Here is a 23,138-nt window from a genome sequence, read left to right on the forward strand (position 1 = left end):
CGCCGAACACTGGAACAGCTGACCCGAAGACCTTCCTCGTACAGGGGGAACAAGAAGCCGATGGCCGGCACCCGCACCCGGGTGCCGGCCATCGGCGTCTTCACGGGGTTCCGAAGGGCACTTGCGCAGGGCCGATAGGTTGATGATCCACTCAGCAGGCCGCTCCGGAAGGTACGCAACCCATGCCCATCGGCTTCATCCTTGCGATCGTCGGCGCGGTCATCGCGGCCGTCGCCGTCGCCGTCGCACTGCTCGGCGGACAGCGGAGCGTACGACAGGTCGGCGCCCTGACCGCGATCACCGCACTGGCCGCGACGCTCCTGCTCACCGTCGCGTCGAGCGCCCACTCGGTACCGATCCGCTCGGTCGGGATCGTCACCAGCTTCGGCAAGCCGACCGGTGAGGTCACCGGCTCCGGCCTGAAGTGGGTCGCGCCGTGGCAGCGGGTCGGCGAATGGGACGCCGGGCGGCAGAAGTACGACCACATCGGCAACGATGCCTGCGTACGGGTGCGTACCGGCACCCTCGCCGACGCCTGCGTCGAGGTGCTGATCGAGTGGCAGGTCCAGCCGGAGAACGCCCCGCAGCAGTTCATGGACTACAAGGGCGACTTCGACAGCTTCCGGGGTCAGCGGGTCGGTGTGCAGCTCGACAGTGCGGTCAACGACGCCTTCGCCTCCTACAACCCGCTGGAGCGTATCGACGCGAAGACCGGCAACCTGAACGTCGACCTCAAGCCCTTCGCCGAGAGCATCAAGTCCAGCGCCGAGGGCCGGCTGGGCAGCGACGTCGACATCCTGTCGGTGACCATCACCCGGGTCAATCACGACGACAAGACCGAGGGCAACATCAAGGCCTTCCAGGACAAGCTCGCCCAGACCCGCAACCTCGAACAGGACCGCCGCAACGCCGAGATCCAGAAGGAGATCACCGAGACCAACGCCAAGGTCGACAAGGTGACCCGCTGCCTGGAGATCGCCGAGAAGAACGGCAGCTCACCGGGTCTGTGCATCAACCCGGGCATCGTCACCGGCAGCGCGAAGTGAGCTGACATACCTCGCCGGACGGCGACTGGACCGGGCAGCGACCGACCGGACGGCTTACCGGACCGGGCGGGCAGTCCGGCGAGGGCGCGTGATCAGCTGGTCAATGCCTCCAGGGCGAGGTCGACGTCGTGCTGGGTCGAGTACAGGTGGAAGGAGGCGCGGACGTTGCCGGCGCGTACCGCCGCGCGGACACCGGCCCGTTCGAGCTTCTCCTGCGCGCCGGCCACCTGGACGGTGACGATCGCGCTGTCGCCCGGCGGCTGCCCCAGCCCGGTGAGGAACCGGTTGGCCAGCGCCACGTCGTGCGCGTGTACTGCCGGCACCCCGATCTCCAGCAGCAACTCCAGCGTCGGGGCCGCACCGACCCAACTGAACCAGGCCGGTGAGATGTCGAACCGGCGGGCGTCGTCGGCCAGCCGCAGCGGTGGACCGTAGTAGGAGCCGTGCGGGTCCTGACCGGCGTACCAACCGGCGGCGTCCGGGCGCAACCGGTCCCGCAGCTGCGGCGCGAGGTAGGCGAAGGCGGTGCCGCGCGGCCCCATCAGCCACTTGTAGCCGCCGACCACCACCGCGTCGGCGCGGGCCGCGTCGAACGGCAGCCAACCGCAGGCCTGGGTGGCGTCGACCGCGACCAGCGCGCCGTGCGCCCGGGCCGCCGCGACGATCTCGTCGTACGCGGCCACCGCGCCGTTGGCGGACTGCACCAGGCTGAACGCCACCAGGTCGGTGCCGGCGTCGATCGAGGTGGCCAGGTCGGCAAGGGGCACCGTGCGCACCTCGACGCCGCGTTCCCGCTGCACCAGCCAGGGGAAGAGGTTGGAGGTGAACTCCACCTCGGGGACGACCACCCGGGCGCCGGCGGGCAGGGCGGCGGCGATCGGTGCCAGCAGCTGCGAGACGTTGACGCCGACCGCGACGTCGGCCACCGGCACCCCGGTCAGCTTGGCGAAGGCCGCCCGCGACCGGTCGGTGGCCGTGCTCCAACTCTCCCAGGAGGCGGTTCCTGCCCGCCATCCGGCGAGCGCCTCCTGCAACGCGTCCCAGGCCGGGTCGGGCGGTAGACCGTAGCTGGCGGTGTTCAGCCACCCGGGGTGCGGTTGCCACAGCTTCTGTGCCTGCTCAAGCTCCACGCCAACCGACGCTAGTCGCCGGTCCCGGCCGGTGAGCAGCGCCAATCCGCACCCCTTGGCCCTCGACCCCAGTGAGGACCGACACCGTTTCGGCGATGTGGCGGTGTTCAGGTCGGCCGGTCACCCCCACTACGCCGAAACGGCGCCCAGCCAGCGAGCGGCGCCCGACCGCCGGGTGGGGTCAGCTGACGTTGGCGGGGCCGAGGACGCTCTTGAGGTCGGCCATCAGGGCGGTGGTCGCCGCCACCCGGACCGGGCCGAGCCGCAGCAGGGTGGTCCGGCTGCCGTTGAGCAGCTTGACGTGCACCTCGGCGTCGCCCGGATGCAGCACCAGTGTCTCCTTGAGCCGCTCCACCAGGGGCGGAGTGCACCGGGTCACCGGGATGGTCAGGGTGACCGCCTTGTTGGTCGTACTCGTGGAGATGTCGGGCAGGGACATGTCCATCGCCATGATGCGGGGGATGTCGTCGCGCCGGTCCACCCGACCCTTGACCACCACGATCGCGTCCTCGGCGATGTACTGGCCGATCACCTCGTAGGTGTTCGGGAAGAACAGGGTCTCCACCCCGCCGGCGAGGTCCTCCAGGGTGGCCGAGGCCCACGCCCGGCCCTGCTTGGTGACCCGCCGCTGCACTCCGGAGAGGATCCCGGCGAGGGTGACCACCGCCCCGTCGGGCACGGTGCCCTCCTCGGACAGCGCGGAGATGGTGCAGTCGGCGGCCCCGCCGAGGATGTGCTCCAGGCCGAACAGCGGGTGGTCGGAGACGTACAGGCCGAGCATCTCGCGTTCGAAGGCCAGCTTGTCGCGCTTGTCCCACTCCCCGTCGCCGATTGTCGGCATGACCTGGGTGTTGGTGGCGACCTCGGCTTCGCCGAAGCCCGCCCCGAACAGGTCGTACTGGCCGACGGCCTCCTTGCGCTTGACGTCGGCGTACGCGTCGATGGCGTCGGCGTGCACGGTGAGCAGACCCTTGCGGGAGTGCCCCATCGAGTCGAACGCCCCGGCCTTGATCAGCGATTCGATCGTCTTCTTGTTGCAGACCACCGCGTCCACCTTGGACAGGAAGTCGTAGAAGTCGGCGTACTCGCCCTTCTCCTCCCGGCAGCGCATGATCGAGGTGACCACGTTCGCGCCGACATTGCGGATCGCGCCCAGGCCGAAGCGGATCTCCCTGCCGACCGGGGTGAACGGACCGGCCGAGGTGTTCACGTCCGGCGGCAGCACCTGGATGCCCATCCGGCGGCACTCCGACAGGTACAGCGCCATCTTGTCCTTGTCGTCGCCGACGGAGGTGAGCAGCGCCGCCATGTACTCGGCCGGGTAGTGCGCCTTCAGGTACGCCGTCCAGTACGACACCAGCCCGTACGCGGCGGAGTGCGCCTTGTTGAAGGCGTACCCGGCGAACGGGACCAGGACGTCCCAGACCTTCTGGATGGCGTCGTCGGAGTAGCCGTGTTCGCGGCAGCCGTCCCGGAACGGGATGAACTCCTTGTCCAGGATCTCCTTCTTCTTCTTGCCCATCGCCCGGCGCAGCAGGTCGGCCTGACCCAGCGTGTAGCCGGCGAGGATCTGCGCGGCGCGCTGCACCTGCTCCTGATAGACGATCAGGCCGTAGGTGGGGGCGAGGATCTCCTTGAGCGGCTCCTCCAGCTCCGGGTGGATCGGGGTGATCTCCTGGAGGCCGTTCTTGCGCAGCGCGTAGTTGGTGTGCGAGTCCACGCCCATCGGGCCGGGCCGGTACAGCGCGAGGACGGCGGAGATGTCCTCGAAGTTGTCCGGCTTCATCATCCGCAGCAGCGAGCGCATCGGCCCGCCGTCGAGCTGGAACACCCCCAGGGTGTCGCCTCGGGACAGCAGCTCGTAGGCGGCCTTGTCGTCCAGCGGCAGACCCAGCAGGTCCAGCTCCTTGCCGTGGTTGAGCTGGATGTTCTTCACCGCGTCGTCGATGATGGTCAGGTTGCGCAGGCCGAGGAAGTCCATCTTCAACAGCCCGAGCGACTCGCACGTCGGGTAGTCGAACTGGGTGATGATCACCCCGTCGGAGTCCCGGCGCATCAGCGGGATGTGGTCGACGATCGGCTCGGCGGACATGATGACCCCGGCGGCGTGCACACCGGTCTGCCGGATCAGCCCCTCGATGCCCCGCGCGGTGTCGATGACCTTCTTGACGTCGGCCTCCGACTCGTACATGCCGCGGATCTCGCCGGCCTCGGCGTAGCGCGGATGCTTCGGGTCGAAGATCCCTTCCAGGGGGATGTCCTTGCCCATCACCGCCGGGGGCATGGCCTTGGTGATCCGGTCGCCGACCGCGTACGGGTAACCGAGCACCCGGGCCGAGTCCTTGATCGCGGCCTTCGCCTTGATGGTGCCGAAGGTGGCGATCTGGGCGACCTTGTCCTCACCCCACTTGTCGGTGACGTACTTGATCACCTCACCGCGCCGACGCTCGTCGAAGTCGATGTCGACATCCGGCATGGAGACCCGCTCGGGGTTCAGGAACCGTTCGAAGATCAGCCCGTGCGGGATCGGGTCCAGGTCGGTGATGCCCAGGGCGTACGCGACAAGGGAACCGGCCGCCGAGCCGCGGCCCGGACCGACGGCGATGCCCTGGTTCTTGGCCCACTGGATGAAGTCGGCGACCACGAGGAAGTACGAGGGGAAGCCCATCTGGATGATGACGCCGAGTTCGTACTCGGCCTGCACCACATGCCCCTCGGGGATGCCGTTCGGGAAGCGGCGGGCCAGGCCGGCGAAGGTCTCCTTGCGGAACCAGGACTCCTCGGTCTCCCCCTCGGGCACCGGGAAACGCGGCATCAGGTTGTGGAACTCGAACATCCCGGTCGGGTCGACCTTCTCGGCCACCAGCAGCGTGTTGCGGCAGCCCTCCAGCCACACGTCGGAATTGTCCACGCCGCGCATCTCGTCGGCCGACTTGATGTAGTAGCCGCTGCCGCCGAACTTGAACCGGTTCGGGTCGGCGACGTTGCTGCCGGTCTGCACGCAGAGCAGCACGTCGTGCGCCTCGGACTGGGCCTCGTGGGTGTAGTGCGAGTCGTTGGTGACCACCGGCGGGATGTTCAGCTTGCGGCCGATCTCCAGCAGCCCGTCCCGGACCTGCTTCTCGATGTCCAGGCCGTGGTCCATCAACTCCAGGAAGAAGTTCTCCTTGCCGAAGATGTCCTGGTACTTCGCCGCCGCTTCGAGGGCCTGCGCGTCGTGGCCGAGCCGCAACCGGGTCTGCACCTCGCCGGAGGGGCAGCCGGTGGTGGCCATCAGCCCGTCGGCGTGCTCGGCGAGCAGTTCCGCGTCCATCCGGGGCCACTTCACGAAGTAGCCCTCGGTGTACGCCTTGCTGGTGAGCTTGAACAGGTTGTGCAGGCCGACCCGGTTGCGCGCCCAGATGGTCATGTGGGTGTAACCACCGCTACCGGAGACGTCGTCGCTCTTCTGCTCCGGACGACCCCACCGCACCCGCTTCTTGTGGAACCGCGACTCCGGCGCCACGTACGCCTCGATGCCCAGCACGGGCGTCACCCCGGCGGCCATGGCCTGCTTGTAGAAGTCGTTCGCGCCGTGCATGTTGCCGTGGTCGGTCATCGCGACCGCCGGCATCCCCTGCCGCTTGACCTCGGCGAACAGGTCCTTGAGCCGGGCCGCCCCGTCGAGCATCGAGTACTCTGTGTGCACGTGCAGATGCGCGAACGAATCGCTCATGCGAAGGCCCCCCGGGTCGGATGATCGAGTCGGTCGACCCACCCTATCGCCGCCGCTGGAGCTGCTCCAGCGCGCCGCGCACTACCGACCGGTGCGGCATCCTGGATCACACTTCCACCCCACTCCACCTGGTTGACCATGAGGTTGGCAGTGGTGCGGCAACTGCTGCGCGCACCGGGGCGAACACGTTGAGTGGATCGATGGGCGCCGCTAGGTTCGTGGCATGAGTCTCCCGACGGAACCGATCGGAAGCATCCCCCGCCCTGCGCAACTCCTCGCCGGCATCGCAGAACACGAGGCCGGCAGACTCGACTCCGACACCCTCCAGTCCCGGTACGACGACGCCGTACGCGACACCATCGCCCGCTTCGAAGCGCTCGGCTCGCCCGTGGTCACCGACGGCGAACAGCGCAAGCCCAGCTTCGCGACGTACCCCGTGCATGGTCTTGATCACCTGGCGGCCGACGGGGTGGAGATCCCGTTCGCCGACGGCCATTCCCGGCAGTTGCCCAAGCTGACCGCCGGCCCGTTCCGCTACGCGGCCCGCTCCGTGGACTACCTGCGGGCCGCCCAGCGGTACGCGACCGTGCCGGTCAAGCAGTCGGTGATCGCGCCCTCCGCGCTGAGCCTGCTCTACCCACCCGAGGGCATCGACGGGTACGACCGGGAGGCGTTCCTCGACGACCTGGTGAACGAGGCCGAGGCGGATATCCGGGAGGCGTTGGACGCCGGGGCCAGCAGCGTGCAGCTCGACTTCACCGAGGGGCGCCTGGCGGTCAAGCTCGACCCCTCCAAGGGACTCCTCGACTCGTTCGTGGCGCTCAACAATCGGGTGCTCGACCGGTTCACCGAGCAGGAGCGGGCCCGGATCGGCGTGCACACCTGTCCCGGCGGCGACCAGGACTCCACGCACAGCCTCGACGTCGACTACGCCGAGCTGCTGCCGAGCCTGTTCGCGCTGCACGCTGGGGTGTTCTATCTCCAGCTCGCCAGCGAGGCCGACCCGGACCGGGTACTCCGCCAGGTCGCCACCCACTCGCGGCCGGACCAGCGGATCTTCGTCGGGGTGACCGACCCGGTCGACCCGGTCGTGGAAACCCCGGAGCAGGTCCGCGACCGGGTGCTCCGGGCCGCCGAGTACATCGCCCCGGAGCGGTTGGGTAGCTGCGACGACTGCGGCTTCGCGCCGTTCAGCGACGACCGTTCCACCTCCAGGGACACCGCCTGGGCGAAGATCCAAGCTCGCATCGAGGGCACTGCGATGGCCGCCGAACGCCTGGGAGCGTGAGGCAGCGGCACACATCGACCACGGCGCCACCGTGGGGCGCCCGGATGCCGGGCGCCCCACGTCGAGTCCAGATCTCGGTCAGTGTGCGACGGGCAGGTTCGCCTCCTGGCGGGCCCGCTCGTCGCCGCTGAGGGTGTGCAGCGGCTTCTCCCGGATGAACAGCACCGCCAGCAGGGCGAGGAACGCGATCGGCGCGCCGATCAGGAACAGCTCCGAGGTGGCGGTGGCGTACGCGTTCTGCACGATCACCAGCACCGGCTCCGGCAGGGTGGACAGGTCGGGTACCTCGGTGGTGCCGCCGTCGGTCGCACCGGCGGCCGGTCCGAGTTGCGCGGTCATCAGGCCGGTGACCCGGTTGGCCAGCACCGCGCCGAGGGCGCTGACCCCGATCGCGCCGCCCATGCTGCGGAAGAAGGTGAGCACCGAGGTGGCCGCACCCAGTTCGTGGGCGGGCACGTCGTTCTGTGCCGCCAGCACCAGGTTCTGCATGAGCATGCCGACCCCGATGCCGAGCAGCGCCATGTAGCTGAACAGCAGCGGCAGCGGGGTGTCGATGTCGATGGTCGACAGCAGCAGCATCGCGACGCCCATGATGGCGGCCCCGGCCACCAGGTACGCCTTCCACCTGCCGTACTTCGTGATGAGCTGGCCGGCGATCGTGGAGGAGACCAGCAGACCGAGGATCATCGGCAGGCTCATCAGGCCGGCGATGGTCGGCGACTTGCCCAGGGAGGTCTGGAAGTACTGGGACAGGAAGACCGTCCCGCCGAACAGGGCGACGCCGACCAGCATGCTGGCCACGGTGGTCAGCGTGACCGTACGGCTGCGGAAGATCTCCAGCGGAATGATCGGCTCGGCGGCCCGGGACTCGACCCAGACGGCCACCACCAGCAGCGCCAGACCACCGACGACCATCAGCGCGGTCCAGCCGGAGGCCCAGGCGAACTTGTGCCCGGCCAGCGAGGACCAGATCAGCAGGGTGCACACACCGGCGGTGATCAGTGCCGCGCCGGCCCAGTCGATGCGGGCCTTGCGGCGGATGATCGGCAGGTGCAGGGTGCGCTGGAGCAGGAAGATGGAGAGGAAGCTGAACGGCACCCCGATCAGGAAGCACCAGCGCCAGCCCAGCCACGAGGTGTCCACCAGCACGCCGCCGATCAGCGGGCCGGCGATGGTGCCGACACCGAACACCGCGCCGAAGATGCCGGCGTAGCGGCCCAGCTCACGCGGCGGGATCATGGCCGCCATCACGATCATCGCCAGGGCGGTCATGCCACCCGCGCCGACGCCCTGGATCACCCGGCTGACCAGCAGCACCTCCACATTCGGGGTGAGACCGGCGACCAACGAGCCGAGCACGAACAGCCCGAGGGAGAGCTGGATCAGCAGCTTCTTGCTGTAGAGGTCGGCCATCTTGCCCCACAACGGCACGGTGGCGGTCATGGCCAGCAGTTCGCTGGTGACGATCCAGGTGTAGACGGTCTGGCTGCCGTTGAGGTCGGCGATGATGCGCGGCAGCGCGTTCGCGACCACCGTCGAGGCGAGGATCGCCACGAACATCCCCACCATCAGCCCGGAGAGGGCCTGGAGGATCTCCCGGCGGGACATCCGGCCGCCGTCCGCCCCTGCGGCGTCGACCGGCTCGATCGCAGTCGTCATGACACTTCTTCCTCACGCATGGTTCAGTCCTCGACGCGGTCGCGCCGGACAGGTGGTCCTGGTCTGGGTGCCGCAGCCGGGCTCGACACACGCCGGACTCGGCAGGCGGCAGGCTCGGCAGGCGGCAGATTCGGGTGGGTGACGGGCTCGGCGGGCGGCAGGCGCGGCGGCGGGCCCGTGGTCAGCCGGTGCGGGGGTCGGGCAGGCCGGCGGCGATGGTGGCGAACGACTCGTCGAGCAGCGTGGCCAGGCGGTGGGCATCGCCGGTCGCCCACCGGATCATCGCGGCCCGCAGGGCAGCCCCCGCGACCGCCACGACCAGCGCCGGGTACGCGTCGTCGGCCGGCAGTCCGGTACGCGCGGCGATCGCCTCGACGAGGGCCCGTTCGGTGGTGGCGTTGCCGGTGACCAGGCGGCCCAGCAGCACCGGATGCTGGGTCACCACCCGCAACCTCAGCTGCCACAGTTCGGCGTCGCCCTGCGCCTCCTCGACGGCCCCGATGAAGGCGCGGCGCAGCGCTTCCAGCGCGGGTTGCTCGGCGGGTACGGCGGCCAGGGCCCGCAGCACTCGCTCGCGGTCGCCCTCGCTGTCGCCCACCAGGGCGTCGTCCTTGGTCGGGAAGTAGTTGAAGAAGGTCCGGGCGGAGACGTCCGCCGCCTCGCTGATGTCCTCGACCGTCACCTGGTCGAGGCCGCGCTCGGCGACCAGCCGCAGCGCGGCGGCGGCCAGGGCGGCTCTGGTCTGCCGCTTCTTGCGGTCCCGTCGCCCCAGCGTCGTCAGCTCGTCCACCTGCACGTCAGAAACCGTAAGGCCAAAGGTGCATACGCTGCAAAGTTTTAGCGTGTGACGCGAATTTCCCTGACTGACACCATGTCGGGCGACCAACACCATTGCCCATACAACACTATTGCCCCACCAACACCATTGGCTATTGGACAACACTGTGCGCCACACAGTATGGTGTGACGCATGGGCAGTGACGACGTGTTGCGGACGCATCTGCAGGAATTACGCCGGGGGACGGTGGTGGTGGCCAGCCTGGTGGCGCTGCGCCAACCCGGCTACGGGTACGCGCTGCTGCAACGGCTCACCGGACACGGCTTTCCGGTGGACGCCAACACCCTCTACCCGCTGTTGCGCCGGCTCGAGGAGCAGGGGCTGCTGACCAGCGAGTGGAACACCGAGGAAAGCCGGCCGCGCAAGTTCTACCGCACCAGCGAGGCGGGCGAGCAGGTGCTGGAGCGCCTGCTCACCGACCTCGCCGCCGTGCAGACCTCTTTGACCGCCCTGATCGAAGGAGCCCCCCGATGACGACCTCGCTGACCGACAGATACCTCGCCGCCACCCTGCGCTCGGTGCCGACGGCGCGCCGCGAGGAGATCGCCGACGAACTGCGCGCTTCGATCGCTGACATGGTCGACGGTCGGACGGCCGAAGGGGTCGACGCCGCGACGGCCGAGCGCGAGGTGCTCACCGAGCTGGGCAACCCCGCCGAGCTGGCCGCCCGGTACGCCGACCGGCGACTGCAACTGATCGGCCCGACGTACTACCTGGCCTGGCAACGACTGATGATCGGGCTGCTGAGCACCATTCCGGCCATCATCGGTGTGCTGATGGGTGTGCTGGAGGCCACCGTCTCCGACAACGCCGGCGGCGCGATCGGCAAGGGCATCGTGGCGGCGTTCAACGTCGCGGTGCAGATCGCCTTCTGGGTGACCCTGATCTTCGCGATCATGGAGCGGGTGGGCACCCCGCTCAACCGGCCGGAGTGGAGCGTCGATCAGCTCCCGGACGAGCCCGTCGAGCGGGACGTCAGCCTCACCGACGTGTGCGCCTCGATCGTGTTCCTGGTCCTGCTCATCGCCGCCCTGCCGTGGCAGCACTTCCAGACGGTGGTCGGCGACGGCGTCCGGTTGCCGCTCCTCGACCCCGCGCTCTGGAGCTTCTGGCTGCCGGCACTGCTCGTCGTCCTGGTCGCCAGCATCGGGCTGGAGGTCGCCAAGTACCGGGCCCGCCGGTGGACCTGGCCGCTGGTCGCCGTCAACGCCGCACTCAACCTGGCGTACGCGGTGCCGGTGATCTGGCTGCTGACCAACGACAGGTTGTTCAACCCCGACTTCGTCGCCCGCTTCGCCTGGCTGCGCGACGGCGGCATCGACACCGTCGCACGGATCAGCATCGTGGTCATCGTCGCCACCACCCTCTGGGACGTCGTCGACAGCGCCCTCAAGGCCCGCCGCGCCGCCCGCTGATCCCCTACCCCAGCCCTGCTGATCATGAGGTTGGCGGCAGTCGTGGAGATCCTCCACCGCCGCCAACCTCATGATCAATGCTGCCGGGCGGCGGTCGTGCGGGGAGCGCGGGTGGTGGGGCGTCAGTAGGGTGGGCTTGACGGAACTGGTGCGGACCTGGGGAGTTGCCGTGGAAGTGATCATCGGTTTGGTGTGCCTGGTCCTGATCGTCGTGGCGGTGCTCGGTTTCGGGGTGTCGATCTACAACGGCTTGGTTCGGGCCCGCAACACGTACCGCAACGCCTTCGCCCAGATCGACGTGCAGTTGGTGCGCCGGCACGATCTGATCCCCAACCTGGTGGAGACCGCCAAGGGCTACCTCAAGCACGAGCGGGAGACCCTGGAGGCGGTGATCAAGGCCCGTAACGCCGCGGTCAACGCGCAGGCCACGGCCGCCGCAGCACCCGGCGACCCGGCGGCGATGCAGCAGCTCAGCGGCGCGGAGAACGCGCTCACCGCCACGCTGGGTCGGCTGTTCGCGCTCTCCGAGGCATACCCGGACCTGAAGGCCAACCAGAACATGATGCAGCTGTCGGAGGAGCTGACCTCGACGGAGAACCGGGTCGCCTTCGCCCGGCAGGCGTACAACGACGCGGTGATGACCTACAACAACAAGCGTGAGGTCTTCCCGTCCAGCCTGATCGCGGGGATGTTCTCCTTCGGGCCGGCCGCGCTGTTCGAGCCGGACGACCCGCAGCAGCGTCAGGCCCCGCAGGTCTCCTTCTGATGAACTTCTTCGAACGGCAGCGTCAGGTTCGCCGGCTGTCCACCCGGCTGGTGCTGCTGTTCGTGCTCGCCGTGATCGGCATCGTGGTGGTGGTGAACGTCGCGGCGATCTTCGCGTTCAACGCCACCGCCGCCGACCCCGGACAACTGGCCGGCTTCGTGGCCATGGTGACCGTGGCGACCGTCGCGGCGATCGGGCTGGCCGCGCTGGTGCGTACCCTCGCGTTGCGCGGCGGTGGCGGGAAGGTGGCCCGTGAGCTGGGCGGAGTGCCGGTGCCGCCGGACACCACCGACCCGGAGCTGCGCCGGCTGCGCAACGTGGTGGAGGAGATGGCGCTGGCCTCCGGCGTACCGGTGCCCGAGGTCTACGTCCTGCCGGAGGAGACGGCGATCAACGCCTTCGCCGCCGGTTGGGGCCCGTCGGACGCCGCCGTCGCGGTCACCCGGGGCGCGTTGCAGCGCCTCAACCGCGACGAACTCCAAGGGGTCATCGCGCACGAGTTCGCGCACGTGGTCAACGGGGACATGCGGCTCAACATCCGGCTGATGGGCCTGCTGTTCGGCATCCTGTTCCTGACCGTGATCGGCCGGGGCCTGTCCCGTTCCGGGCTGATCAGCGGCGGCAACCGGCGCGGCAACAGTGGCGGTGGCGCCAACCCGCTGCTGCTGGTGGGGCTGGCACTGCTGGTCGCCGGGTACGTCGGCGTGCTCGCCGGGCGGCTCATCCAGGCCTCGGTGTCGCGGCAACGGGAGTACCTCGCCGACGCCTCGGCCGTGCAGTACACCCGGCAGACCCGGGGCATCGCCGGAGCCCTGAAGAAGATCGGTGGTCTCTCCGACGGCTCGGAACTGAAGTCGCCCAAGCGCGACGAGGTCGGGCACATGCTCTTCGGCGAGGCGGCCCGGACCTCCTGGTTCGCCACCCACCCGCCGCTGGCCGACCGGATCCGCGCGCTGGAGCCGTCCTTCGACCCGGCCGAGCTGCAACGGCTGTCCCGGCAGTGGGCGGCGGCGCCACCATCGGGCCGGCAGGAGGACGTCGCACTGGGCCTGGCACCGGCCGCACCGCCGCAACCCGCGCCCGGCCAGGTCCCAACCGACCGGGCCGCCGGGGCGGGGACAACCGGTGGGGTACGCCCGGAAGCGTCGCCGTTGCCGGTGCCGGGAACCCGGGTACGCCTCGCGCCGACCGAGGTGCTCGGGCGGGTGGCCGCGCCGACGGAGAACGCCTACCAGCACGCCGCAGCCCTGCTCGACCAGATCCCGGCCCCGCTGCTCGACCGGGCCCGCGGCCGCGACACCGCCGTGCCGCTGCTGCTGGGCCTGCTGATCAGCGCCGAGCCGCAGGTCCGGCAGCACCAGCACGCCGCCCTCGCCCAGCAGCACGGCCGCGAACTGGCCGACGCCGCGCTCGGTCAGGCGCAGGCCCTGACCGGGCTGCATCCGATGCTCGTGCTGCCGCTGGCCGAGCTGACCTTCCCGGCCCTGCGTAGCCGACCGGCTCCGGAACTGGAGTCGACCGTGGCGGCGGTGTTCACGCTGATCCACGCCGACGGAGCGATAAACGTCTCCGAGTACTGCCTGTCCCGGCTGATGCTGGCCGAGATCCAGGAATCGCTGCGACCGGACTCCCGCTGGCGTACCGACCGGCGCACGCTCACCGACGCCCGCTCCGCGGCGGGCTTCCTGCTGGCCACGCTCGCCCAGGTGGGGCACGCCGAGCCCGCCGACGCGCAACGCGCCTTCCAGGCCGGCATCGACATCCTGCTGCCCGGCACCACCTGGGCGTACGCGCCGCCGGACAACGGCGTGCTGGCCCTGGAGAGCGCCTGGCCGGTGCTCGACGGGCTCCGCCCGGCGGACAAGGAGCGTCTGGTCGCGGCCGTGGTGGCGGTGATCAGCCACGACCAGATGATGACGGTGGCCGAGATCGAACTGCTGCGGACGATCTGCGGTCTGCTGCACTGCCCGCTGCCGCCGATGGTCGGCGCCGGGATCGGCTGACCGCACCACCTGCCGCGAGCAGCCCCACCTGTTCGACCGACATCACGTCGGCGCAGGTTGGGTCACCGGCCACGGAAGTGGCATCCTGACCCGAGTGACCAGCGAGACAGCCGACGGGTGGCGGCGGCCGGGGCCCACCCCCGAGCAGCAGCGGGTGGACCTCTACGCCGGTCTGGCGGCGACGGCCCTGGCGCTGTTCAGCCTCACCCTGGCGCACAGCACCGGGTCGTTCCTGCTCGGGCCGCCCCCGTCCGGCCTCGAACAGATCCTCTGGACCGTCGCGGTACCGCTGCCGCTGATCTGTCGCCGCCGCTACCCCACCGTCACCGCGCTGCTCATCTCCGCCGCGTTCATCGGGTCGCAGGTCCGGGCCGTACCCGAGTGGCAGCTGTCCCAGTGGGCGCTGTTCGCCGCCATTTTCACCCTCGGCGCGTGGGGGCGCGATCGGCGGCTGTCCCGTCGGGTGCGCGTCGGCGTGATCGTCGCCATGTTCGTGTGGCTGGCGATCTCCTACGGGATCAACCTCGGCAGTCTGCCGCCGGACGCCTTCGCGGACGCGGTCGGGCCGGTGCCGCCCATCCTCGCCGCGATCGTCACCGGCGTCCTGATCAATATGCTGTTCTTCGGTTTCGCGTATTTCTTCGGCGAGACCGCGTGGGTCGCCGCCCGCCGACAGCACGAGGTGGCCGAGCAGGCCGAGGCGTTGCGTCGGTCGCAGGCCGAGGCACGCGAGAACGCGGTGGTCGGCGAACGGGTCCGCATCGCCCGCGAGCTGCACGACGTGGTCGCCCACCACGTGTCGGTGATGGGCGTACAGGCGGCGGCCTGCCGGCGGGTCTTCGACAAGGACCCGGCCAAGGCCCGGACCGCCCTGACCGCGATCGAGGAGTCCGCCCGCACGGCGGTGGACGAGCTGCGCCGGATGCTCGGTGTGCTGCGGGCCCGCGACAGCGAACCCGACGCACCCCAGCAGGTGGCCGGAATCGCGCAGGTCGAGGCGGTGGTCACCCGGGCCCGCGAGGCCGGCCTGGAGGCCACCCTCGGGGTGTACGGTGACCCGACGCCGCTGCCCGAATCCGTCTCCCAGGCCGTGTACCGGGTGGTGCAGGAGGCGGTCACCAACGTGTTGAAGCACGCCACCGGGGCGCGGCTGCTCGACGTACGGATCCGCTATCTGGCGCAGGAGGTGGAGATCGAAGTGACCGACGACGGCCGGGGCAGCCGGGCACCGAACGCCGACGGCCTGGGGCTGATCGGGATGCGGGAACGGGTCGCCACGCACGGTGGCGAACTGGAGGTCGGTCCGCGGGCCGGCGGTGGCTGGCGGGTACGGGTGCGGTTCCCGCTGCCGGTGCCGGCGGGGCGGGTGACGTGAGCACCGCTGCCGGGCACGCCGAGGAGTCCGGCAGCGACCGGCCGATCCGGGTGCTGCTGGCCGACGATCACCACCTGGTGCGTACGGGTTTCCGGGTGATCCTGGAGATCGAGGACGACATCGAGGTGGTCGGCGAGGCCGCCGACGGGCACCGGGCCGTCAGCATGACCCGCGCCCTGTGCCCGGACGTGGTGTTGATGGACGTGGAGATGCCCGACGTCGACGGGTTGGAGGCGACCCGGCGGATCCGCGCCGAGCAGGACCAGGCAGGGCCGGCCGTGCTGATCCTCACCACCTTCGACCGGGACGACTACCTGTTCGCCGCGCTGCGCGCCGGGGCCAGCGGCTTCCTGCTCAAGAACGGCACACCGGAGGCGTTGATCGAGGCGATCCGGGTGGTGGCCCGGGGCGACGGTCTGCTCGCCCCGGAGATCACCCGCCGGGTGATCGCCACCTTCGCCCGGCCGGGCGGGCCGAGCACCGGCGGGACAGATCCGCAGGCGGCCCTGCGTGACCTCACCCCCCGGGAACGGGAGGTCCTGGTCCTGGTCGCCGGGGGTGCCAGCAACGCCGAGATCGCCACCGCGCTGCACCTCGGCGAGGCGACCGTCAAGTCGCACGTCAGCCGGGTGCTGGCCAAGTTGGAGCTGCGGGACCGGGTGCAGGCGGTGGTCTTCGCCTACGAGCAGGGGGTGGTCCGACCCGGCGGGTGAGCGGACTCCACCGCGAGGAGGAGTCACGATCTCCGTCGCCGGGCGGACGGCAGTCGATCATCAGAGAACTAGCGTGGACGCCGTGACCACAGTCCTCCGCCTCGACGGCGTCGACCGTAGCTTCGGCGACCGCCAGGTGCTCAAGAGCGTGTCCTTCGAGGTCGCCGCCGGCCGGATGACCGGCTTCGTCGGCGGTAACGGCGCCGGCAAGACCACCACCATGCGGATCATCCTCGGCGTACTGGCCGCCGACGCGGGTCGGGTGACCTGGGGCGGTCGGCCACTGGACCGCCGGATCCGGGGACGCTTCGGCTACATGCCGGAGGAGCGTGGCCTCTACCCGAAGATGAGCGTCCGCGAACAGGTGGTCTACCTGGGCCGACTGCACGGGATGACCGCGGAGGGTGCCCGACGCGCCACCGACACCCTGCTGGAGCGGATCGGGCTCGACGAGCGGGGCGACGACCTGCTGGAGACGCTGTCGCTGGGCAACCAGCAACGCGCCCAGATCGCCGCCGCGCTGGTGCACGACCCCGAGGTGCTGGTGCTCGACGAGCCGTTCTCCGGGCTGGACCCGATGGCCGTGGACACCATCCTGACGGTGCTGCGGGAGCGCGCCGCCGCCGGCGTACCGGTGCTGTTCTCCAGCCATCAACTCGACGTGGTCGAACGCCTCTGCGACGACCTGGTGATCATCGCCGACGGCACGATCCGCGCCGCCGGCAGCCGGGAGCTGCTGCGGTCCTCTGCCACCACCCGCCGCTTCGAGCTGGTAGTGGACACCGACGCGGGCTGGCTGCGGGACCAGGCCGGGGTCAGCCTGGTCGACCTGGACGGCCCCCGCGCCGTCTTCGACCTCGCCGCCGACACCGACGAGCAGCCGGTGCTGCACGCCGCACTCGCCCGTGGCCCGGTGCGCGCGTTCCGGCCGGTCACCCCGTCCCTCGCCGAGATCTTCCGAGAGGTCACCAAGTGAACACCTTCGAGGCCACCCGGCTGGTCGCCGCCCGCGAGATCCGGGTCAAGCTGCGTGACCGCACCTTCCTGATCAGTACGCTGTTCTTCCTGCTCATCGCGGCGGCGGCGACCATCCTGCCGCCCCTGCTCGCCGGTGGGCCGTCCACCGTGGCGGTGACCGAGGCGGCGGCCGGCCCGCTGCGCGAGGCGGGGCTCGAGGTGTGGGTCGTGGCCGACGACGCCGCCGCCGAGCAGGCGGTCCGCGACGGCGACGCCGACGCCGCGGTCGTCGCCGGCCCGGCCGTGCTGGCCATGAACGACGCCCCCACCGACGTGGTGTCCGCCCTGAGCAGCGCGCCCCCGGTGCGGCTGTTGAACCCGGACGCGGTGGACCCGGTGGTGGCCTTCCTGGTGCCGTTCGCCTTCGCCTTCATCTTCTTCATCACCTCGCAGACCTTCGGCATGCAGATCGCGCAGAGCATCATCGAGGAGAAGCAGACCCGGATCGTGGAGATCCTCGTCGCCGCGGTGCCGGTGCGCGCCCTGCTGGCCGGCAAGATGCTCGCCGGCACCCTGCTCGCGCTGGGGCAGATCGGGCTGATCGCCGCCGTCGCGTTGGCCGGCATGGCCTTCGGCGACAGCAACCAGTTGCTGTCCCTGCTCGGCCCGGCGATCGGCTGGTTCGTGCCGTTCTTCCTGCTCGGTTTCGTGCTGATCGCCTCGATGTGGGCGGCGGCCGGCGCGCTGGTCAACCGGCTGGAGGACATCAGCGGGGTGTCCATGCCGGTGCAGCTCGCGGTGATGCTGCCGTTCTTCGCGGTGATCTTCCTCAACGACAACGCCGGTGCCATGCAGGTGCTGTCCTACCTGCCGTTCTCGTCGCCGACCGCGATGCCGCTGCGGCTGTTCAACGGCGACGCCGCCGTCTGGGAACTGTTCGCCTCGCTGGCCCTGCTGCTGGTCGCGGCGGCCGGCTTCGTGCTCGCCGGGTCCCGGGTGTACGAGGGTTCGCTGCTGCGCACCAACGGCCGCACCTCGATCCGTACCGCCTGGCGGGAGCGCGAGACGCTGGGCTGACGGCACCCGGCCCGGTGCAGCGTGCCGACGTCCTCTCCGGGACGTCGGCACGCTTGCAGATCACCCGTATTCGTGATGAATAGCCGCATAACGGTCACAGGCCCACAGAAGCCCCTAATCTCCTCCTCGACGGAGTGACCGATCTGGAGGAGGTAGCTGGATGAGACGACGACTGGTGACCACCGCGCTGGCAGGAGTGGCCGCACTGGCGGGCACGCTGCTGGCCGCAGCGCCGGCGCAGGCCGAGACCTGCGAGGCCGGTGTCGACTGCGAGACGGACCTGACCTTCGAGGTCATCGCCGGGCCGCTGCAGATCACCGTGCCCGACGACGCGACACTCAGCAGCGGCCCGCCGGGCGGATACGCCTCCGGCCAGATCGGCGACGTCCTGGTCGAGGACCTTCGGGCCGAGTCGGGAGTGGGTTGGGTCGCCTCGGTCAGCAGCAGCGACTTCACCACAGGCACCGGCGTCGGCGCCGGTGAGACGATCACCAGCGACAACGTCTACTACTGCTCGGGCATTGCCGACACCACCGGCACCGGCACCTTCACCCCCGGCCAGGTGGGACCCTGCACCGCCCCGCCGCCTCCTGCCGGAGTCGCGCTGGACGCCGCCGTAACGGCCTACAGCCACGGCACCGACGGCTCCGGCAACAACACGGCGACCTGGGATCCGCTGGTCACCGTGTCGATTCCGCTGCAAAGCGTCGCCGGGACGTTCACGGGCACCATCACCCACAGCGTGAACTGAGTTCGATGCGCCCAGGGACAACCCGTTCGTGGGGCCTGCCGGTCGCGGCGCTCGCCATCCTGGTGGCGAGCGTCGTGATCGGCACCCCCGCGGGCGCCACCGACCGGGACCGCGGCACCGGCGCGAGCCCCGCTCCGGCATCGGGCAGCATCGGCATCCGGCTGGTCGAGGCGTCGGTGGACCGGCGTGACGACCCCCGCGCCCGGGTCTACATCGTCGACCACGTCAAACCGGGCAGCCGGATGACCCGACGGATCGAGATCAGCAACAGCTCCGCCTCGACCCATCAGATCACCATCGGGGTCGCCGCAGCCGAGATCAAGGACAACGAATTCGTGCCGGCGTCCGAGCCGGACGCCAACGAACTGTCCGAGTGGATCACCATCGACCAACCCGTCATCGTGGCCCGGCCATACAGCACCACGACGGTACGCGCCACCATCGCCGTACCGCCCTCCGCGTCCCGAGGTGAGCGTTACGGCACGATCTGGGCCACGGTCGGCGCCGCGGAACGACGAGACGCGGCGATGCTGGTGCGCAAGGTCAACCAGGTCGGCATCCGGGTCTACCTCGACGTCGGCCGGGGCGGTGAACCGCCGTCGGACTTCCGGATCGAGAAACTGACCCCGGGCCGGACCGAGCAGGGTGCCCCGGTGGTACGGGCGCGGGTGCGCAACACCGGGGAACGGGCCCTCGACCTGACCGGCAAGCTGTGGCTCTCCGACGGCCCGGGCGGGCTGTCGGCCGGGCCGTTCCCCGCGACCCTGGGTGCGACCGTGCTGCCCGGCGACACCACCCACCTCGAGGTGGTGCTGGACCAGCAGGTCCCCAACGGCCCGTGGCAGGCCCGACTGCGGGTGGAGAGCGGACGCCTCCACCGGGAGGTCACCGCGGAGATCACTTTTCCGGACCAGAAGGGTTCCTGGGGGCTGCCGACCACCTTCTCCGAACAGCTACCGATGATCATCCTGATCAGCGGGGCGGTCGCCACCGTCGCCGGCCTGGTCATGGCCGTCGGCTACCGTCGCGCCCGGCGCCGCAGGTACCAGTTCGTCCACTGACCCGCCGACCGCCGAGTGCGGCACCGTGACCCAGTCGGCCGGCAGGCGCGGCACCGGCCAGGCCGGGTCGGGTTGCCAGGTCGCCCAGGACTCGTCCCACCAGCGCTGGCCCGCGTCGAGCAGGGCGGCGATCCGGTCACCCTCGGCCCGGATCGCCTCGGCCATGCCGGGATAGCGTCCCTCCACCAGCCGCTGGGCGAACAGTTCCACGTCCTTGAAGACGTACCGGTCGGCGTCCGCCGCCCACCACAGGTCGAGCTCGTGGTCGAGGGTGTCCACCCCGATCGGCGTACGCCGGAACGGGTCCTGGAGGTTGAAGTACCAGCCGGCGAAGGCGCGCTGCGGGCCGGACCAGAAGACGTCGACGGCGTGTGCCTCGCCGGGACGCTGGAGCATCAGCTTGCCGTGCCCGCTCCAGGCCCGGTGACCCGCCACCTGCCAGGGGTGCCGGCCACACGGAAACCTGCCCTCGACCGGGAAGCCGAACTCCGCGCCCGGCGGAAGGTAGAGCGCCAGCAGATCGGGGCTGTCCTCGACGCAGATCGTCGGGCAGGCGAACCAGACCTCACCATGCAGGATCTCCCGCCGGATCACCACGTCACCCGGGCTGAAGCGTTCGACCGCCACCACTCCCCCTGCTCAGTCCTGGGCCAACTCCGGCCGATACTCCCGGATCCAAGCCTCCACATCCGACTTCCGCCACACCTTGCCCATCGCCAGCACCGCGATGGGCTCGGGGAAGTTCCGCTGGTTGGCGATCACGGACGCGCGCTGCCGGGAGACGTTTCCCAGCATCTCCCGGATCTCCGACACGCCCACCAACTCCATGGGTTGACAATGACAGCGTCAACCCTACTCGACTCCGACAACGACGGAGTCTATTGACGTAGACAGCAGGGCTAGGCAGTTGGCTGCATGAGCGCACTCGGGCCGCAGTGTCGCAGCCCGGTGGTAGAACTCCGGGAACCACCTGCCCGAGGAGCATGATCATGGATGTACGGGACGCGGCGCAGCGCTGGGCGGACGCCTGGGCGCACGGCTGGCCCACCAAGGACGTCGAGAGCATCGTGGCGTTGCAGGCGACCGACGGCGTCCACTGGGCCTCGCTGTTCCGCCCCTGCCGAGGGCGTGACGGGCTGCGCGCCTACGTCGAGGAGTGTTTCGGCGAGGAGACCCGCCCGGCCGAGGTCTGGTTCGCCGCACCGCGCTGCGACGGCGCGACGGCGACTGTCGAATACTGGGCGGTCACCTACCCGGACGACGCGCCACTGACCATCTCCGGCTGCACCCTGCTGCGCTTCGACGCCGACGCCCTGGTGGCCGAGTCGCGCGACTACTCGCACGCCAGGGAGGGCAGGTTCCCGCCACCGGCCGGCATCTTCGACTGACGGGTCTGCCGATCGACAGCGCGGCCGGGTGTCACTCTTCGGGCAGCGTGCGCATGCCCCGCAACGGTGAGAAGACGACCCAGAGCAGCCCGAGCAGGGCGCCGATGCTGGCGATCCAGAGCGCGGGGCGTACCCCGATCGAGGCGCCGAGCGTCCCGCCGACCAGGGCGCCGATCGGTCGGATGCCGTGGTTGACGGTGCGTCGGAAACCGGAGACCACGGCGAGCATGGCCACCGGTGTGGCCGCGATCTGCACCGATCCGACCGCGATGTCGAGGACCATGACACCCAGCGCGGAGACGAACTCGGCGGCGAACAGCAACCCGAGCACCACCGGCTCCGGCCCCATGGCCAGCGGCACGAGGACCAGTGGGGCGGGGAAGACGACGAACCCGACGAGCACCGCGGGGCCGATGCCGATCCGGCGACTGACCAGGCCGGTCACCGCCACACCGAGGAGTCCCCCTACCGCGCCGGCCCCGATGACCAGCCCCAGGATGCCGGGTGTAACGCCCAACTCGGTGGTCACGTACAGCACGAAGAGCGCCGCGAACATGTAGTTGAACAGGTTGAGCGTGGTGGTGCCGAGCAGGGTCGCCCGCAGGATCTCGGAGCGGGCCACGAACCGTACGCCCGCCACCATGCCCAGGGTGGTGCCGGTGGGCACGGTGCGCTCCGTGACCCTCGTCCGGGCCAGGAAGACCGCCGACACCAGATAGGTGAGCACGCCGGAGAAGAGCGCGACCGGGGCGGTGAGCACCTGTACGAGCAGCCCACCGATGCTCGGGCCGGCCACATGCGACATGGCCCGGCTGCCGTTGACCAGACTGTTGGCGTCCACGTAGTCCGGTCGACGGACCAGGGCGGCGAACAGGCTGCTGTGTGCGCCACCTCGAAGAACACCGAGAGACAACCGATCAGGAAGGCCACGGCGCACAGCAGCAGCAGGTTCAGGGTGCCGGTCCACCAGAGCAGCGGCACGGCCAGCAGCAGGCCCGCCCGGCCGAGGTCGGCGACGATCATCACCTGACGTCGGCGTGGGCGGCGATCCACCCAGGCGCCGGCCGGCAGGGAGAGGAACAGGTTCGGCAGCAGCGAGGCGGCGGTCAGGTAGCCCATCTCGGCCGGTCCGGCGCCGACCGCGAGCAGGGCCAGCAGCGGCACGGCGAGCATGGTGACCTGGTCGCCGAAGAGCGAGACGGTCTGCGCCGACCAGTAGCGACGGAAGGCCGTCTGCCGCAGCAGGCGTGGGATGCGGGGCCGGCGCGGCGGCGCCGGGTCGGCCAGGACCAGGGGTTCAGTCATGGTCGGACTCCCCGCGCTGCTCCTCGACGGGTACGCCGCCGCGCGGAAGCCGCATCTGGACGAAGGTCACCGGGCGGGACCCGGGCGGCCGCTTCGCCGGGTCGGCGATCCGTTCGTCGTACCGGGCCAGCAGCGCATCGACCTCGGCTGTCAGCTCGCGCAACTCGGCGGCGGTGACGTGCAGCAGCGTGTCACCGAAGCCTGCCGCGATCCGCCACTCGACGGGCTCGTCGGCACGGATCGCCAGGTAGTTCCGCGCCCGTTGCAGGTAGATGTCGACCATCACGCTGTTGATCTGGTCCGTGGCGGCCCGCATGGCCGGATCGTCGGAGTCGTCCCAGGACGTGTACAGCGTGGTGGCCCGCCACGGTCGCTCCCGCCCGTCCGCTCCGGGCACCCGTTCGGCGAACCCGTACTTGGCGAGTTGCCGCAGGTGGAACGAGCAGTTGGGCACGTTGTCGTCGAGCCTGGCGGCGGCCTGTGTCGCGGTCATCGGGCCTTCGCCGCGAAGCAGGCCGATCAGACGCATCCGCAGCGGGTGCGCGTACGCCCGCAGGGCGCGAGGATCGGTGACTTTGACGGTTCGCTGATGCAGCTCTTCGGTCACATGGTAGAGAATGCTTTATAAAGACATCTCTAGCAACCCTTGAT

Annotated in this window: 20 protein-coding genes and 1 pseudogene; 13 read left to right on the forward strand and 8 right to left on the reverse strand. The window is 70.2% G+C overall.

The genetic code is table 11. The annotated features are described in order from the left end of the window. Positions 1 to 182: 182 nt before the first annotated feature. Complete coding sequence (locus C1A38_RS12780; RefSeq protein ID WP_102658053.1) at positions 183 to 1,046, forward strand: SPFH domain-containing protein; 864 nt, start codon at positions 183 to 185, stop codon at positions 1,044 to 1,046. A 92-nt stretch (positions 1,047 to 1,138) separates the two neighbouring features. Here the strand turns inward: C1A38_RS12780 and C1A38_RS12785 are convergent, their stop codons facing one another. Beyond that, on the reverse strand, positions 1,139 to 2,176 hold the full coding sequence (locus C1A38_RS12785) for an aminotransferase class V-fold PLP-dependent enzyme (RefSeq protein WP_102658054.1): 1,038 nt from the start codon (positions 2,174 to 2,176) through the stop codon (positions 1,139 to 1,141). A gap of 181 nt (positions 2,177 to 2,357) precedes the next feature. Next, a complete protein-coding gene (gene dnaE, locus C1A38_RS12790; RefSeq protein ID WP_102658055.1) occupies positions 2,358 to 5,891 on the reverse strand; it encodes a DNA polymerase III subunit alpha in 3,534 nt (1,177 codons plus the stop codon). A gap of 223 nt (positions 5,892 to 6,114) precedes the next feature. On the opposite strand from dnaE, the gene C1A38_RS12795 reads away from it, so the two are divergent. Then, entirely contained in the window at positions 6,115 to 7,179 is a 1,065-nt protein-coding gene (locus C1A38_RS12795) for a cobalamin-independent methionine synthase II family protein (RefSeq protein WP_102658056.1), read from the forward strand. 78 nt (positions 7,180 to 7,257) lie between these two features. Here the strand turns inward: C1A38_RS12795 and C1A38_RS12800 are convergent, their stop codons facing one another. Both C1A38_RS12800 and C1A38_RS12805 read right to left on the reverse strand, forming a co-directional pair. Continuing rightward, entirely contained in the window at positions 7,258 to 8,838 is a 1,581-nt protein-coding gene (locus C1A38_RS12800) for an MDR family MFS transporter (protein ID WP_102658057.1), read from the reverse strand. 181 nt (positions 8,839 to 9,019) lie between these two features. After that, positions 9,020 to 9,634 (reverse strand): acyl-CoA-like ligand-binding transcription factor, encoded by a 615-nt coding sequence (locus C1A38_RS12805; RefSeq protein WP_102658058.1) that lies wholly within the window; start codon positions 9,632 to 9,634, stop codon positions 9,020 to 9,022. 174 nt (positions 9,635 to 9,808) lie between these two features. Between C1A38_RS12805 and C1A38_RS12810 the strand changes: the two genes are divergently transcribed. The 10 genes from C1A38_RS12810 (at position 9,809) to C1A38_RS12855 (ending at position 19,794) form a co-directional block, all read left to right on the forward strand. Beyond that, complete coding sequence (locus C1A38_RS12810; protein WP_102658059.1) at positions 9,809 to 10,150, forward strand: PadR family transcriptional regulator; 342 nt, start codon at positions 9,809 to 9,811, stop codon at positions 10,148 to 10,150. Then, positions 10,147 to 11,091, forward strand: a complete 945-nt coding sequence (locus tag C1A38_RS12815) for a permease prefix domain 1-containing protein (protein ID WP_102658060.1) — start codon at positions 10,147 to 10,149, stop codon at positions 11,089 to 11,091. Before C1A38_RS12810 ends, C1A38_RS12815 begins: the two co-directional genes overlap by 4 nt. A gap of 169 nt (positions 11,092 to 11,260) precedes the next feature. Then, complete coding sequence (locus tag C1A38_RS12820; RefSeq protein ID WP_199180188.1) at positions 11,261 to 11,857, forward strand: LemA family protein; 597 nt, start codon at positions 11,261 to 11,263, stop codon at positions 11,855 to 11,857. Then, positions 11,857 to 13,860 (forward strand): M48 family metallopeptidase, encoded by a 2,004-nt coding sequence (locus C1A38_RS12825; protein ID WP_102658061.1) that lies wholly within the window; start codon positions 11,857 to 11,859, stop codon positions 13,858 to 13,860. Before C1A38_RS12820 ends, C1A38_RS12825 begins: the two co-directional genes overlap by 1 nt. 94 nt (positions 13,861 to 13,954) lie before the next feature. Continuing rightward, a complete protein-coding gene (locus C1A38_RS12830) occupies positions 13,955 to 15,235 on the forward strand; it encodes a sensor histidine kinase (RefSeq protein WP_102658062.1) in 1,281 nt (426 codons plus the stop codon). Beyond that, positions 15,232 to 15,948: a response regulator gene (locus tag C1A38_RS12835; protein WP_233196795.1), complete on the forward strand. Its 717-nt coding sequence runs from the start codon at positions 15,232 to 15,234 to the stop codon at positions 15,946 to 15,948. Before C1A38_RS12830 ends, C1A38_RS12835 begins: the two co-directional genes overlap by 4 nt. A gap of 82 nt (positions 15,949 to 16,030) precedes the next feature. After that, positions 16,031 to 16,924, forward strand: coding sequence for an ABC transporter ATP-binding protein (locus tag C1A38_RS12840; protein WP_102658114.1), 894 nt, complete (start codon positions 16,031 to 16,033; stop codon positions 16,922 to 16,924). Further along, entirely contained in the window at positions 16,921 to 17,982 is a 1,062-nt protein-coding gene (locus C1A38_RS12845; protein ID WP_102658063.1) for an ABC transporter permease, read from the forward strand. The genes C1A38_RS12840 and C1A38_RS12845 overlap by 4 nt, the downstream gene beginning before the upstream one ends. Before the next feature lie 160 nt (positions 17,983 to 18,142). Further along, positions 18,143 to 18,733: a hypothetical protein gene (locus C1A38_RS12850; protein ID WP_102658064.1), complete on the forward strand. Its 591-nt coding sequence runs from the start codon at positions 18,143 to 18,145 to the stop codon at positions 18,731 to 18,733. 5 nt (positions 18,734 to 18,738) lie between these two features. Beyond that, a complete protein-coding gene (locus tag C1A38_RS12855) occupies positions 18,739 to 19,794 on the forward strand; it encodes a hypothetical protein (protein WP_199180189.1) in 1,056 nt (351 codons plus the stop codon). On the opposite strand, the gene C1A38_RS12860 is transcribed toward C1A38_RS12855, so the two are convergent. Together C1A38_RS12860 and C1A38_RS12865 are read right to left on the reverse strand one after the other, a co-directional pair. Continuing rightward, the gene (locus C1A38_RS12860; protein ID WP_233196796.1) at positions 19,687 to 20,421 is read right to left on the reverse strand and encodes a ribonuclease FAU-1 family protein; all 735 of its coding nucleotides are present in this window, start codon (positions 20,419 to 20,421) and stop codon (positions 19,687 to 19,689) included. The two genes, C1A38_RS12855 and C1A38_RS12860, sit on opposite strands and share 108 nt — an antisense overlap. A 12-nt stretch (positions 20,422 to 20,433) precedes the next feature. Beyond that, a complete protein-coding gene (locus tag C1A38_RS12865; protein ID WP_013732697.1) occupies positions 20,434 to 20,622 on the reverse strand; it encodes a hypothetical protein in 189 nt (62 codons plus the stop codon). 161 nt (positions 20,623 to 20,783) lie between these two features. Here C1A38_RS12865 and C1A38_RS12870 point away from each other — a divergent pair, with 161 nt between their 5' ends. Continuing rightward, the gene (locus C1A38_RS12870; RefSeq protein WP_158244893.1) at positions 20,784 to 21,182 is read left to right on the forward strand and encodes a nuclear transport factor 2 family protein; all 399 of its coding nucleotides are present in this window, start codon (positions 20,784 to 20,786) and stop codon (positions 21,180 to 21,182) included. Positions 21,183 to 21,213: 31 nt separating this feature from the next. Here C1A38_RS12870 and C1A38_RS12875 read toward each other — a convergent pair. Both C1A38_RS12875 and C1A38_RS12880 read right to left on the reverse strand, forming a co-directional pair. Beyond that, positions 21,214 to 22,487: pseudogene (locus C1A38_RS12875) on the reverse strand (MFS transporter). Next, positions 22,480 to 23,094, reverse strand: a complete 615-nt coding sequence (locus C1A38_RS12880) for a winged helix-turn-helix domain-containing protein (RefSeq protein ID WP_102658066.1) — start codon at positions 23,092 to 23,094, stop codon at positions 22,480 to 22,482. Before C1A38_RS12880 ends, C1A38_RS12875 begins: the two are co-directional and overlap by 8 nt. Positions 23,095 to 23,138: the final 44 nt, after the last annotated feature.

Origin of the sequence: Verrucosispora sp. ts21 (assembly GCF_002879555.1) — a bacterium.
Classification (GTDB): domain Bacteria; phylum Actinomycetota; class Actinomycetes; order Mycobacteriales; family Micromonosporaceae; genus Micromonospora; species Micromonospora gifhornensis.